Source organism: Lactobacillus sp. ESL0679 (genome assembly GCF_029433515.1).
GTDB lineage: Bacteria > Bacillota > Bacilli > Lactobacillales > Lactobacillaceae > Lactobacillus.
In genome coordinates this window covers 15,718-30,160 of the sequence record NZ_JAQTIG010000001.1, presented here as the reverse complement: position 1 = coordinate 30,160, position 14,443 = coordinate 15,718, and the positions used below count along the sequence as shown (strand labels likewise).

Genomic DNA, 14,443 nt, shown 5'->3' with positions numbered 1-14,443 from the left:
TATAGGTATAGTTATTTTTGGGGGTGGCTACAATCAAGGTTATGACTGTAATCGATGCAGAAGTAGAAGCTGTATTGTTTTGATAAAAAATAATACAGCTTTTATGGATAATCGAGGAAAATGAAAAATAAAAATTTAAATGATAAGCGAAAACTATTGTTAGGGTATGCAGTATCAGGACTTGGCGACCAATTTTACACGTTTGCGGTACCACTGTTAATGCTGACAATTAATCGTTCATCAGTAATAATGGGCCTACTTAGTGCAATGGAATATTTACCAACTGCATTGTTTGGCTTGGTAATTGGCTCGCTTTTTGATGTTTATCGCAAAAAAGATGTGATGCTGGCTGCATTAGTAATGCAAATGTTTTTGGCATTGCTTGTTCCAATCATGATTAACAAGCAATTGCCTTTGTGGAGTATTTTGGCAGTAATTTTTGTCTTTGGCTTTTTTGATTTATTGTCTTGGGTTGGTTATCAAACGCTGATTGCCCAAAATCTATCTCCGCAAGATTTAGCCCAAGTATCAGGTAGTGTTGGATTGATTTCTTCAATTCAGCGTATGTTTGGTCCTGGGATTGCATCCCTAATAATTAATTTAGTTGGCTATTTGACTGGCTTTTTGTTAGATAGTGGTAGCTTCTTTTATTTGGCAATAATAATTAAGGATGTTCCAGAAGAAGTGTCGTCAGCTAAGACAAAAAATGTTGCTAATAAAACCATTGCAGGGTTGAAATTTATTTGGCATGATGTTCGCTTAAAATGGTTAATTGCGAGCTTTTTAGCAGCAAATTTAGGCTTTCAAGTTGTGGTGCCAATGTTAACGTTCATTTTAAAACAAACGCTGAAGGGGTCAGTCACTGAGATTAGCATCTTTTACACAATGGCTTCGGTAGCTGGGATAGTTGCCAATTTTATTTATTTGCGGTTTAACCAAAAAATCGCGGTTGGCCAACAATTGTTAATTAGCGGGTTAATTATTCTGACCGGTTTTAGTGTGATGTTATTACTGCGTTCGTTTTGGCTAGTGACTAGTGGATATGTTATGGTCTCTATTGGAAGTGTGTGGTCACAGGCGAATTTTTTCACAATTGTGCAGGCTTTGACTAAAAAGCAATTTCGAGGAATAGTCACGTCGGCCTCAACAACATTAACAAGAATTATGGGACCAATAATGTCGCTGATTAGTGGCTTTTTGGTGAAGATGGATGCTCATTTAATTTTTGTAATAGCGATTGGTGCAATGATTATTTCCATTTACATTATGTTTCAAAAAAGGTTGCTTAAGTTGATACTACCATAAAAAGCTCTTGTAAAAAATATATTGACAGTAGTAAAATATTGCTATAGTGAAGTTGGAATAACTAAATTATTTATATATAGGGTGAATGTATGAACAAAAAATCAAAGGTATTAGCAATATTGACCGCTATTTTGATGAGTGGGTCAATTAGTTTAACTAATATTAGTAATTATGTTAGTCAACCAGTCTCAGCTGCCGTTAGCAAGAGTAAAGCTAAATCGCATCACAAGAAGCAAGTTAAGGATAAGCGTGGAGGCAGTGGTAACCTGCTTAAGCCTAAGCTTGGTATGCGGCCACAGGATAATTTGTATTTGGCGGTGAATTCTAAATGGTTAAAGAAAGCCAAAATACCAGTCGATGGTGTCAGTGCTGGTGCGGCTGATAATCTTACAGTTAAAGTTACTAACGAATTAAGTCAGGATATGGCAGCTTTTGCTAATGGTAAAAAGTCGTTGCCGAATATCCCTAATTTTGCCAAAGCCGTTGATTTATATAAGCAAGCAGTAGATATGGATCAACGTAATCGCGATGGTGCTGAGCCAATTAAAAAGGATTTGGCAACACTGGAAGGGATTAAGGACTTTGCTGATTTTAATACCAAGGCAGCTAAACTGTTTAATGAAAATATGCCACTGCCAATTGGTTGGGATGTAGAACCTGATTTGAAAAATGCCAGAAAGAATGCCCTTTACTTCGGCAGCGCTGGGACAATTTTACCTGATACTACTAGCTATCAGAATCCTAATTCAAAGCAATTACTCGACATTTTTAAGAAGCAATCGATTAAATTATTGGAGCTAGCTGGTGTGTCTGAGGATGAAGCGACTACTTATGCAGAAAATGCCATTAAGTTCGATAGTAAAATGGCGCAGAACTCTAAGTCAGCTGAAGACACCGCCGAAGTAACTAGCACTTATCATCCAATGAGTGTCAATGATTTTAAAGCAAAATTTGGCGACTTTGATATGGCCGGCTTTTTACAAGGAACAATTGGTAAAGATCCTGACCAGATTGTTGTCACTAATCCGGACTTTTTGAATAATGTTAACGGGCTACTTAATAAAGAAAATTTTGCTGAACTTAAGGGTTGGTTGATTGTTTTCTTCATTAATAATGCTGCAGGAGATTTGTCACAGCAATTCGTTGAAGCCAGTGCACCTTTTGCGCTAGCAGAATCTGGTCAAAAAGAGTTGCCTTCAGTTGCAACACAGGCATATGCAATTACTGATAGTGATTATGATGATCTAATTGGTGAATATTATGGCCAAACTTATTTTGGCGCTGCTGCTAAAAAAGACGTCACCAAGATGGTTAAGCAAATTTTGAAGATTTACGAGCAACGTTTACAGAAGAATAAGTGGCTATCCAAGACAACTAGACAAAAGGCGATTGCTAAATTAAAAGCAATGAAGGTTAAGGTTGGTTATCCAAGTGATGTGACAGACTTTTATGATGATGTAAAAGTTGTCCCAACAAGCCAAGGTGGTAGTTTATACGCTAATCGAAAAGCAATGGCGATTCAGGACATTAAAGAAACCATTTCAGAGTTAGATGAGCCGGTAGATCGTGATGATTGGGGCATTTCTGGTGATGAAGTTAATGCTTTTTATAATCCTAGTTTAAATGATATCAATATTCCTGCCGGTATCTTGCAAGCACCGTTTTATAGCAAGAAGCAGAGTAAAGCTGCTAACTTGGGTGGTATTGGCACAGTTATTGGTCATGAAATCTCTCATGCCTTTGACAATAATGGTTCTAAGTTTGATGAATATGGTAGTTTGAATGATTGGTGGACTAAGAAGGATTACGCCGCATTTAATAAACGTGTCAAGGCAGAAACCAAATTATTCGACGGTATCAAATATGACGGCAAAAAGGTTAGCGGTAAGCTGACAGTATCGGAAAATATTGCCGATCAAGGTGGATTATCCGTAGCGATTGCCGCTGGTAAGAAAGATCACGTCAATTTACGTGAACTCTTTAATAATTACGCCAGAATTTGGCGATTAAAATTGACTCCGCAAGCGACAGCGGCTAGGCTAGCTATTGATGTTCACTCACCAAATGCTTTGCGAGCAAACGTTCAGGTGCAGTGTCAGCCAGACTTCTATAAAGTCTTTAAAGTTAAGAAGACTGATGGTATGTGGCTGTCACCAAAAAAGAGAGTACTAATTTGGTAATACCTTATTTATAAGTTGTAGCAAAATAAAACCCCGAAATTGAGCTGAATTAATTTTGGGGTTTTACTATGCCTAAAATAATATTTGTTAACGATAACATTAAAAAAGTAATTGTAAAATGGCAAGAAAGGTTATTTAATTATTTACGCTGTAATGTAGGTCAAGAACTTATTGAGCATAATAAGAAGGGGTCTGCAAAAACACGAACAGAAAACTATTTTATTAGAAAAGAGGTTAATTATGAAAATTACAGAGGAACAGTTTATTGCCAGAAAGAATTATGTCAAAGGCATGTTCTCATTAGGCGGCTTAAGTGAGTGTGGCAAGTCAGCCGCAGGTCTTTATCTTGATAGTATTGGGATTAAGAGGATGAAAATTATTCAGATTGAAAAGGACATGATGCGCGAACGTGGTTATGATTTTGTAGATCATCCTTCAGAAGAAGACTTCCAAAATCTTTATGCCGATAATCAACAAGAAATTTTCAGAGAATTTTTTTACCGTCTTGTAGGTGAAATGGAAAAAGCTAACATTCATTATGCTTCAATTGAAAGTCTTTATCGTGCAGAACTTGGCGTTTATTTAAAACAACTATTGGGTTCAAAGATGATGAACATCTATATTGAGGCTCCTCTTAAGGTTCGCGCTACTCGTGAATTTAAAAAGCAAACCATTGATAATGGCAAAGAGTTTACATTTGAAGAAATCGTCGCTCGAACTAAGAAAAAAGACCAATTTAAGATAAAGCATGGCGCTAAAGAAGTTAAGAAAATTGCCGATATTATTATTAATAATGATTCATTTGTGGAAAATGAAACGCAATATCACAACATTATTGCTGGAATTGCCTCTATCATAAAAAAGTAAGTGTTAAAGTCAGCTTGGTTTAAAGCTGGCTTGTTTATTACTCTGTTAATGAGTGCGGTTTTCCTTCTTGCTTTAGCACGCGCTGTACCGCTGGGCGCAAACGCGTTGGCAAACCAGTTCTTTAGATATTGCAGTGTTGGGCAGCTAATTTTCTTTTCTGCATGGTGAAATGAAATTCTTGTGTAGTTTCTGTGGCAATATAATTGAGCCAAGTTCACCGCTGCCAATATTCAGCAGTGGCATAGCTTGCAATTATGCTAGTGCAATAGAAAATTAATTAGCACTTTAAATGAAAAAGTGCTAACTTTTTCTTGTATTTTTTAGTAAAAGAGGTTATTATAATACATGTAAGTTAGCACTTGGCTAATAAGAGTGCTAACTGATTAATTGCAAACAAAGATTTATCAAATTTAATTTTAGGAGGCAGTCATGTTACAACCAATTGGTGATCGCGTGATCGTAAAAGTTAAAGAAGAAGAAGAAAAGACTGTTGGCGGTATCGTTCTTGCATCAAATGCTAAGGAAAAGCCAACTGAAGGTGAAATTGTTGCTGTTGGTGAGGGTGCTTATGCAGAAAACGGAAGTAAGATTCCAATGACAGTTAAAAAGGGCGACGTTGTTTTATATGATAAGTATTCTGGCACTAATGTTAAATACGAAGGTGAAAAATACTTAGTCCTTCACGAAAAAGATATTTTAGCAATCGTTAAGTAATTAAGGAGCGAATGAAGATGGCAAAAGATATTAAATTTTCAGAAAATGCAAGACGTTCCCTATTAAAGGGTGTTGATAAGCTAGCTGATACTGTTAAGACAACCATTGGCCCTAAGGGTCGCAACGTTGTCTTGGAACAATCATACGGCAATCCAGAAATTACTAACGATGGTGTTACAATTGCTAAAGCAATCGAATTAAAAGACCATTATGAAAACATGGGTGCTAAGTTAGTTGCTGAAGCAGCACAAAAGACAAATGATATTGCTGGTGACGGTACTACTACTGCTGTTGTTTTAACTCAAGCAATCATCCGTGAAGGAATGAAGAATGTGACTGCTGGTGCTAACCCAGTTGGTGTTCGCCGCGGGATTGAAAAGGCTACTAAGGCTGTAACTGATGAATTACACAAGATTAGCCACACCGTTTCTTCAAAAGACCAAATTGCTCAAGTTGCCGCTGTTTCAAGTGCTTCTAAAGAAGTTGGTAATTTAATTGCCGATGCAATGGAAAAGGTTGGTAATGATGGTGTAATTACCATTGAAGATTCTCGTGGTATTGAAACTGAATTATCAGTTGTTGAAGGGATGCAATTTGATCGTGGCTACCTGTCACAATACATGGTAACTGACAACGACAAGATGGAAGCTGACCTCGATAACCCATACATTTTGATTACTGACAAGAAGATTTCTAATATTCAAGACATTTTGCCATTATTGCAAGAAATCGTGCAACAAGGTAAGTCATTATTAATCATCGCTGACGATGTTTCTGGTGAAGCTTTGCCAACACTTGTTTTGAACAAGATTCGTGGTACTTTCAACGTTGTTGCTGTTAAGGCTCCTGGCTTTGGCGACCGGCGTAAGGAACAATTACAAGATATTGCTGCTTTAACTGGTGGTACTGTAATTACTGAAGACTTGGGCCTTGAATTGAAGGACACAACAATTGACCAATTAGGTCAAGCACGTCGGATTACAATTACTAAGGACTCAACAACCATTGTTGATGGTGCTGGTTCTGACGATGCAATCAAGGAACGTGAAGACTCAATCAGAAAGCAAATCGACGAAACAACTTCTGACTTTGACAAGAAGAAGTTGCAAGAACGTTTGGCTAAATTAACTGGTGGGGTTGCAGTTATCCACGTTGGTGCTGCTACTGAAACTGAATTGAAAGAGCGTCGTTATCGTATTGAAGATGCTTTGAACTCAACTCGTGCTGCTGTTGACGAAGGTTACGTTGCTGGTGGTGGTACTGCTTTAGTTGATGTTGAATCAGCAGTTAAGAGTTTGAAGGGTGACACCCCTGATGAACAAACTGGAATCAACATTGTATTGCGTGCTTTGAGTGCTCCAGTTCGCCAAATTGCTGAAAACGCTGGTGAAGATGGTTCAGTTATCTTGAATGAGCTTGAGAAGCAAGACAACGAAATTGGTTACAACGCTGCTAATGGCAAGTGGGAGAACATGGTTGACTCAGGTATTATTGACCCAACCAAGGTTACAAGAACTGCTTTGCAAAACGCTGCTTCAATTGCTGCTTTGCTCTTAACAACTGAAGCTGTTGTTGCAGAAATTCCAGAAGACAAGCCTGCTGCTGATCCAAATGCAGCTGCTGGTGCCGGTGCTCCCGGAATGATGTAATAATTAAATAAATCAATCCTTAAAAAAAGCCGCTCATATGAGCGGCTTTTTTGCGTGGTAAAAATTAATTAAAGAGATAAGAAAATTGTTTAATCTGCATTTTTAATAGGTGTGCTAAGTCGGTAGCACCAATTTCGTTTAGTAGGTTGGCATAATAAGTTGCTTGTTGTTGGTCTTGATTACAAATTGCAAATTCAGATTTACAAAGGAGTAACTTATCATACTGATTGTTATTTTGGGCTAAATTAGCAGCTTGAGTTAAAGCATCTTTAGCTGCATTAAAATCGTGTTGCTCTAGTGACAAACTTGCTTGATTAATTAAGACGTTGCACTCTAAGCTGGTTAAAAAAGGATAATAATTATTAATTGTATTAAGAATTTTAGTGATAATTTGTTGGTTAGTATCATCGTCAAACGCATAGGCAATCATGTTTAACAAGGCAAGATCAATAATTGTTAATATTTTAATGTTAGCTAAATGATCATACCAAATAGGTTGAACTAGCTTTTTGGCTCTATCTAAGTCATCTGGATTACCTAATAATAACTGTGCTTGCAAAATTTTTTTGATGCGTTTGATATCATTGTCATCTCTGATACTGTTGCATTGTTTAATAAGTAAATTTATTTTTTGGGTTTCAGTATTAAATTCAATATTGAAAAATTGATATAAAATTTGATCTTTTTTGGATGCTGAATAGTCATGCTGGATATATTCAAATTCCTTAGGTGTAAGACTCAAACGAGAAATTAATTGACTAGCAACTTGTTGAGAAGGATAGGCATTACCACTTTCTATTCTTGATAAACGGCTACGATTAAAAATGCCTATAGCTAATTCCTCTTGACTAATAGAGCGGGAAACACGTAGTTGATGAATTGTTTGACCAAAGTCCGACATTTGAAACACCTCTTTAATTAAATTTTACATTATAGAGGGATAAATTAGCAATATAAAATTTAATTGTGCGTAAAACGCACAGAAATTGCTTTTAGAAAGCGCTATGATAAACATAAGAACATTTGACAAGGAGCTCTTTAAGATTATGTTCTGTTGTTTATATTATTTAAATTGAAAGAAGTAATAATATGGATTATTTATGGAAAAAGCTTTTATGGGCGTGTTTAAAAGCAATTAAAGAAAATTAATTAGGAGGTATAAAATTATGCTATCATTAAAGAATCATTTTGGGGTAAGTAAATATTAGCAGCTGGAACTATTTTGGCACTAAGTGGTGCTATGGTGGTTGGTGCAGCTACAGGAAAATGGAGTGTTAGTCAAGAAACTGTCAGTGCACATGGAAAATGGAGTACGTATGGATCTCCAAATGAGAAAAGAAATAATTCTGAAGTGGCCTCATTTAATGGTGATGCAATTCCTAATAGTTTAGGTTACACTGTACATTTGATTAATAATAAGGCTAAAACGATGTCTGGTAATGCAGGATTGTATAAAGACTATACGACTTATGGTGATAATAATTCAGGGATGGTTGGTAGAAATTATTATGCGGATGTTAGGTCGAAAGCTTTAGAACCTAATCAAAGTACTGTTAGACTTCATTTTAGTGCTGATCGCAAATAATCTTAGTCTTTTATAGGAGGATAAAATCCTCCTTTTTTAGTCTATATTTAATAGTCAGGAGTTAAAGATGTTAAAAAAATCTAAAAAGATTATATTAGCAATTTTATCACTATATTTGATCATATTGACTTTGTATATTTTTACCGTCATTAACGAATATTCAGGGTTAAACAAGCAAGGTAATATTTCCATTAATTTGTTCTTTAGTATTCAGGACAGTGGTGCTGATGATAATATTGTAATTATAATTGTTAGAATGCTTTTATTTACATTTTTAGGTTCAGGTTTGTTTATTTATTTAAAAAATAGTAGTTTTGTTCATCAACGAACTGGTTATCTTGTATTTTTACAAAAGGGTATGATTAATAGTTTTTTGGGTGGAGCTGTAATATCAATATTAACAAATTTGTATGAAATGTTTTTAATAAATTGGTTCTATTTTCCCTTTATATATAAGTCTCACGATTATGAGATGCTTTCAGGAATGCGTCCGGGGTATTTTACAACTAATGATTTGCTAGAAATTATTTTGTTCATTATATTAGCTGCTATAGGTTGGGGCATATTTTCTATATTAGTTTTTAGTGTAGGTCTTTTTGTGCAAAAAAATGCTCTTTATATTGCTGTAGGACCAATTTTGGGGTTGATTTTAATTCTGCTACCAATTTTAGGTAATATGAATAATATTGTTTGGCGTACATTTTCCTTTTCATGGTTTTTATATACTTTGGTTGCCCCAGGGCAGACTACTTTTATGAGTCAAAGACCACCAATCAATTCATTAGTAGCATTTTTATTAGCAGGAGTAATTTACTTGGCAGTTGCACTATTATTAATTAATCTTTGGTATCGAAGAAAGCAGCATGAGGGGTAATTAATGTCAGTTAAAAAAATAAATCAACGCATATGTCTAATAGGAGTAATGATTACTTTACTCGGCTTGGGGTGTGGTCTGGAACTGATTACTAATAATCCATCTCAAACTATGGAATTAATTAATGCTTACATTGACTCCAATTTATTATCGCTTTATGTTCAGCCAATGATTTTAGTACTAATGTACACTCAAATTTTACGCTTTCGCAATGTACGTTTATTAGTTGGTGTTCGTGGTCAAACCAACCAAATGATTAAGAGACTGTTGATATTAGTGACAGTGTATTGCCTAGTCTTCTGTTTAGGCCTGATAGTGCCTTACTTATTTACCAGCTTTCCATTATTTCGTAATGGTAGTCCAATTTTGGGTACTGCAATAATATTGTTACATCTTGGCATATTGCTATTTTTAGCTTGGCTCTTAGTTGGTGCTTATAATTTAGATCATCCATATTTTTTGTTATTCATTGTTCTTATTTTAGAAGTGGCATATCATTTTTATTTTGAAAAACAAATTTTGATTAAGTATAGTCCTTTATACGATCCGCTATATCGGGCAGTACATCATATTTATGGCGGATATTAGGAGAGAATTATTATGTTGCAATTAACTCACATTAAAAAATCTTTTAAGCAAAAGCAGGTTTTACGAGATGTAACAATGACAGCTAACGCTGGCGAATTAGTGCATATTTCAGGGATTAATGGTTCAGGAAAGTCGACAATTTTTAAAGTCATAACAGGCTTATTAAAGGCTGATGGCGGTAATGTCACAATTGACGAAGATGATTTAATTGGTGCATTGATTGAGAATCCAGTATTTTTGGAATATGAATCAGCAATGACAAATTTACATTTTTTGGCTAATTTGAATCATCGGTTTAATGAAGAAAGAGTGCGGGCATTACTCAAATATTTTGAACTTGATCCAGATGACGAACAAGCTATTGCTAAGTATTCTGTTGGCATGCGACAGAAAGTTGGTATTATTCAAGCCGTAATGGAAGAACAAAATATCATTTTACTTGATGAGCCAACTAGAGGAATTGACCAAGATGGTATTGGTCAATTTGTAGCCTTACTTGCAAAGTTAAAACACAAAAATAAGACAGTGATTGTAGCTAGTCATGATCAAATTTCAGAAATTAAATATGATAGATATTTAAAATTACAAAATGGTGTAATTAGTGATGAATAAAAAATCATCTTTTTTAATTTATGCGGTTGCGACAGGCTTATTAATTTTTTTAGCTCGTGAGAATTGGACTGCATATTTATCTTCTAAAAAGCTTTGGCAAATTAATTTTACCTGGGTCGGTAAACCATTGATCTTTTCGTTGTTGTCAGCCAATATATTACTTTTTGATTACCTATCTATCTGGTTACCACGGAGCAATTTGAATTCAATTAGTAACTTAGTGATGATCCGACAGCCAAATTTAAAGAATTTCGTAGTTAATGTTGTACCTTATGTTTGGCAATATTTATTGATCTTTGTGTTAGTGCATATTATCGCTTTTAATATCAGTAATATAATTGATTCAATAATAATGTTGGCGATAATGATTTTTATTTGGCTAATTATTACCTTTTGGCCAAATTATCAGCATTCTCTTAGTGTACAAGGAATAGTAATTTTTACGCTTTTGTTAGGAATAAGATTATTTGTTAATTGCCTTGTTTAAGAAAGTAATTTTAAATAAGTCAAACTTAAGCCTCCTATGTTAATTAATCTTTTAATATAACTGTAACCACAAATAATGTATATGATTTATATTGTAATAGAGTATAATAAAATTTAAGCACGAGAGGTTGCTCTTCTCGTGCTTAGATTTTAAAAGATAGTTTTTGTTTAGAAAGATTAAAAAGATATGCATGCTAATTTCTTAAAACAGCAGACTTTATTAAATCGAGCGTATTTAAAACAATACATATTGTGCAGCTTGATAACGTTGTTAATTGCATTATCCACGTATGCTAATTTACAACTAAATGGCTATTCAGATTATGGCTTATTAAATGCAGTTTTGGCACGCTTTACAATTTGTATTGCGCTAGTACCGACATTACTAATTTCGGTGTTAGCGACAACGAATTTGCGCATCAATGATGCTTTACGGTGTCAAACAAGAAAAATATTGTTTATGCAGATAATTTATCGGGTTACACTAATTTGGCTACTAATGATTTTATTTTGGCTGATTGGTAATATCTTAGTTGTTGGGTTAACTAATACTTTTGGTTTATTAAGTCATCTTTTGGTAACCTTACTTTTCCGTAGTGTTTACTTGTGGTTAAGTTGCTATGTCTTCGGACTACTGGTAATTACGTTATATCTTTATTTTAAAAACAAAATAGTCGCGTTTTTTATTGTGTTCATAATTAATGGGGCTTCGTTTAGTCTTAATACATCTAGCCATGTTTCTTTATTTTATGATTTTATTGCGCCCAATTTTGCAAAAATTGCTTTTGCCGGGATACCAATAATGCTTGGTATTTTGTGTATTTTAATGGCTCTATTAATGGTAGTCATTGAAAAGAGGGACTTTTAATGATACGTCTGTTTTGGAGTCAGTTGCTTTATTTTTGGCAAATAATTCGCTATCGCTGTTTAACTTGGTTAGCATTCATTAGCTTGGCAATTGTCATGATTAGTATGCAGCTGGTAGGTAATCCACATGAATCTGCTTTTACTGCTTTCTTTCAAGGAGTTTCATTTATCCAAGTATTTCAACATCAAGTTCAACTGCCCGTGATGTGGTTCTCGTATTTTATAATTCCGTCCTTAATTTTATTGAATGGCTTACAGGAATTATGGCAATCGCGAACACTGCATTTACGAGGATTACAATTTGCGCCGCGAAAATTTGTTCAAATAAATTTTGTGTTGTTAGCACTCCTTGCAATAATTTATAGTGGCGTTACTATATTAGTTTTAGCAATGAGTGCACAATTATTATCACTTCCCAAATTAAGGATTGGTAATTATGTTGGTATTCAGTCAGTATTGTTATTATTTTTGATTAATTGCTTGGGTATCTACTTTTTATTGTTACTACAAGCAGCAATTAATAATTTTAATTCAGCATTAGGTGTAATGGTGCCACTTTGTCTCTTAATTATTACCGCCTACACGGCTTGGCAAAATAATCCGTTAAATAGCTTGATGCTTGTTCGCATGAATAGTTCAAATTTATTTGAATTAATATTATTAATTTTGGTCACTGGTATTATCTATTGGCTTAGTAACCGTGTTACTAGATTGAGTTAAGGAGAATTAGATGAGTTACATTAAACTAGAGCAAGTTGGCAAAGAGGTCAAGAAAAGGCCGCTTTTGCACGATGTTAATGCCGATATTGCACAAAATAGTATTACTGTCTTTGAGGGCATTAATGGCTCAGGTAAGACCTTAGTTTTAAAGGCAATCTTAGGTTTAATTAGGACTACTGGCCAAATATTTGTTAATGATCAGCAAATAAAAGTTGAAGATCCATACCCAGTTAAGGCTGGGATTTTAATTGAAAATCCGAGCTTGATTGAAAATTTTACTGCTTATCAAAATATGGATTTACTTGCTAAATTAGATAAAAATATTCAAGATGAAGAGATTATTGAATTATTGAGCTACTTTGATTTAGATAAGTTTCCTAAACAAAAGGTAAAGAAGTTTTCTTTAGGGATGAAACAAAAGCTGGGTATTGCTGAAGCTCTTCTTGGCAAGTATCCATTAATTGTTTTAGATGAGCCAACAAATGCTTTAGATGAAAAAAGCGTTACTAAGTTGATTGACATTATTAAAAAGTATAATTTGACAGGATCGACTTTTATTATTGCTTCGCACGATCGAGATTTTATTGAGCAGGTGGCAACTAAGCAGCTGATTATTAAAGAAGGAACGATTATCAATGAAAAGCAGGAAAATTAAATGTAGTTTAACCGTTCTATGTATAATTATCGTTGGCTTAATCGGATATTTTCGCTATCAGCAGATTAATGCCCATCCAGTAGAGCGAGGAGTGACACAAGAACGATTTTTTAAGCAGAATGAATTAGTCCGTGCTCACGCTGTTGAATTTGTTGTTCATCATGCAAAGTTGACGCAGACGAAAAATGAGGTTAGTGCCCAAATTAACTTAACGCTTAAGCAAACAGGGACAGCTAATTATGGTCAGAAACATTATGATCCAGATTTTCGGGATAATATGTATTTAAATGTTCCGTATGGTATCAGTAATCCGTGTGTTTATTTGCTAAATCAAAATGGCAAGCGTGTTGGTTATAATTATTTGCAAAAGCATCTTCAGGAAAAGCAGCAGTATACCCTATATTTTTCAGTACCGAGAGAAACTTATGATCAACGTTCTGCAAAAATGCGCTTTAGCTTTTTAATCCCAGTTCAGGATCATTATGTTAAATATTCACTATTACTAGAATGAGGTAAGTAGAATGAAATTTTTATATTCGCGTTTGAATAAACGCTGGTTACTGCTGGCCTTGACTATCGGGCTGTTAGTCTGCATAGCACAGTTTTTATTACAGGGACAAATTCCAGTTGAAGATACGCCGTATACACGCTGGCTGGGGATTGATCCGTTTAGTTTTACTTCAACTATCTTTTTTATTTTATTGCCGCTAATTGCAAGTCTACCGGCAGGAATAATGTTAAAAGAGGATCAGGACAGTGGGTTACTGGCTAAATTTAAATTAAATAATACTTTGCAAAATGTGTTAAGCAAATATATGTTTATTGCTTTTATTTCTGGCTTTGTAGTAATCGCATTGCCTTTACTTGTAAATTTAACTTTGTGGTTGCTGCGCCTGCCAAATATTAAGCCAGATAACTTGTTAAATGGAAGAGCATTAATTATTAACATTAATACATTTTTTGTTTCGTTATACTATACTCATCCGTTTGTCCATTCAGTGCTAGCGATTTTATTTGCCGGCATTTGGGGTGGATTATTTGCTGTTTTTGTGATGGTTACGTCAATTTGGATTAATAACCGTTTTGTAGCTCTATGTTCAAGCCTGATATTGCAAATTGCCATTTTCGTGTTAAATTCATTTATCAAGTTGCCGAATAATATAAGTTATTCACCAGCAGACTTTTTGCATAATGGTCCAGTTACTAATGTTAGTTTGGCAGTTACTGGAATTGTGACATTATTAATGATTGTTTATTGCTTCGTAATGCTTTTTTTGGCCAGGAAGCGACTTGTTCAATAGTAATTTTTGATGTAAAAAAACATTATTTAAATAAATTGTT

The 14,443-nt window shown here is 34.6% G+C and carries 16 protein-coding genes; 15 read left to right on the top strand and 1 reads right to left on the bottom strand.

Annotation, left to right across the window (positions count from 1 at the left end):
• The first annotated feature begins 120 nt into the window (after window positions 1-120).
• From PT287_RS00145 to groL, 5 genes are all read left to right on the top strand, one after another.
• On the top strand, window positions 121-1,305 hold the full coding sequence (locus tag PT287_RS00145) for an MFS transporter (protein WP_277131652.1): 1,185 nt from the start codon (window positions 121-123) through the stop codon (window positions 1,303-1,305).
• A 287-nt stretch (window positions 1,306-1,592) separates the two neighbouring features.
• The gene (locus PT287_RS00140) at window positions 1,593-3,485 is read left to right on the top strand and encodes a M13 family metallopeptidase (RefSeq protein ID WP_277132443.1); all 1,893 of its coding nucleotides are present in this window, start codon (window positions 1,593-1,595) and stop codon (window positions 3,483-3,485) included.
• Between the two features lie 240 nt (window positions 3,486-3,725).
• Complete coding sequence (locus PT287_RS00135; protein WP_277131650.1) at window positions 3,726-4,352, top strand: hypothetical protein; 627 nt, start codon at window positions 3,726-3,728, stop codon at window positions 4,350-4,352.
• A gap of 429 nt (window positions 4,353-4,781) precedes the next feature.
• A complete protein-coding gene (gene groES / locus PT287_RS00130; protein WP_277131648.1) occupies window positions 4,782-5,066 on the top strand; it encodes a co-chaperone GroES in 285 nt (94 codons plus the stop codon).
• Between the two features lie 17 nt (window positions 5,067-5,083).
• Window positions 5,084-6,715 carry a chaperonin GroEL gene (groL, locus tag PT287_RS00125; protein WP_277131646.1) on the top strand — a complete coding sequence of 544 codons (1,632 nt, stop codon included), beginning with the start codon at window positions 5,084-5,086 and terminating at the stop codon, window positions 6,713-6,715.
• A gap of 64 nt (window positions 6,716-6,779) precedes the next feature.
• Here groL and PT287_RS00120 read toward each other — a convergent pair whose 3' ends face one another.
• The gene (locus PT287_RS00120; protein ID WP_277131644.1) at window positions 6,780-7,616 is read right to left on the bottom strand and encodes a helix-turn-helix transcriptional regulator; all 837 of its coding nucleotides are present in this window, start codon (window positions 7,614-7,616) and stop codon (window positions 6,780-6,782) included.
• A 321-nt stretch (window positions 7,617-7,937) separates the two neighbouring features.
• On the opposite strand from PT287_RS00120, the gene PT287_RS00115 reads away from it, so the two are divergent.
• The 10 genes from PT287_RS00115 (at window position 7,938) to PT287_RS00070 (ending at window position 14,403) form a co-directional block, all read left to right on the top strand.
• Window positions 7,938-8,300, top strand: a complete 363-nt coding sequence (locus tag PT287_RS00115) for a choline-binding protein (protein ID WP_277131642.1) — start codon at window positions 7,938-7,940, stop codon at window positions 8,298-8,300.
• Window positions 8,301-8,367: 67 nt separating this feature from the next.
• The gene (locus tag PT287_RS00110) at window positions 8,368-9,174 is read left to right on the top strand and encodes a hypothetical protein (RefSeq protein ID WP_277131640.1); all 807 of its coding nucleotides are present in this window, start codon (window positions 8,368-8,370) and stop codon (window positions 9,172-9,174) included.
• A 48-nt stretch (window positions 9,175-9,222) separates the two neighbouring features.
• Window positions 9,223-9,762: a hypothetical protein gene (locus PT287_RS00105; RefSeq protein ID WP_277131638.1), complete on the top strand. Its 540-nt coding sequence runs from the start codon at window positions 9,223-9,225 to the stop codon at window positions 9,760-9,762.
• 12 nt (window positions 9,763-9,774) lie between these two features.
• Window positions 9,775-10,374 (top strand): ABC transporter ATP-binding protein, encoded by a 600-nt coding sequence (locus PT287_RS00100; RefSeq protein WP_277131636.1) that lies wholly within the window; start codon window positions 9,775-9,777, stop codon window positions 10,372-10,374.
• Window positions 10,367-10,861 carry a hypothetical protein gene (locus tag PT287_RS00095; RefSeq protein ID WP_277131634.1) on the top strand — a complete coding sequence of 165 codons (495 nt, stop codon included), beginning with the start codon at window positions 10,367-10,369 and terminating at the stop codon, window positions 10,859-10,861. The genes PT287_RS00100 and PT287_RS00095 overlap by 8 nt, the downstream gene beginning before the upstream one ends.
• Before the next feature lie 267 nt (window positions 10,862-11,128).
• A complete protein-coding gene (locus PT287_RS00090) occupies window positions 11,129-11,728 on the top strand; it encodes a hypothetical protein (protein ID WP_277131632.1) in 600 nt (199 codons plus the stop codon).
• Window positions 11,728-12,447 (top strand): rhodopsin, encoded by a 720-nt coding sequence (locus PT287_RS00085; RefSeq protein ID WP_277131630.1) that lies wholly within the window; start codon window positions 11,728-11,730, stop codon window positions 12,445-12,447. The genes PT287_RS00090 and PT287_RS00085 overlap by 1 nt, the downstream gene beginning before the upstream one ends.
• 10 nt (window positions 12,448-12,457) lie before the next feature.
• Window positions 12,458-13,102: an ATP-binding cassette domain-containing protein gene (locus PT287_RS00080; protein ID WP_277131628.1), complete on the top strand. Its 645-nt coding sequence runs from the start codon at window positions 12,458-12,460 to the stop codon at window positions 13,100-13,102.
• Window positions 13,083-13,613 carry a hypothetical protein gene (locus PT287_RS00075; protein ID WP_277131626.1) on the top strand — a complete coding sequence of 177 codons (531 nt, stop codon included), beginning with the start codon at window positions 13,083-13,085 and terminating at the stop codon, window positions 13,611-13,613. Before PT287_RS00080 ends, PT287_RS00075 begins: the two co-directional genes overlap by 20 nt.
• A 10-nt stretch (window positions 13,614-13,623) precedes the next feature.
• Window positions 13,624-14,403 carry a hypothetical protein gene (locus PT287_RS00070; protein WP_277131624.1) on the top strand — a complete coding sequence of 260 codons (780 nt, stop codon included), beginning with the start codon at window positions 13,624-13,626 and terminating at the stop codon, window positions 14,401-14,403.
• Window positions 14,404-14,443 lie beyond the last annotated feature (40 nt).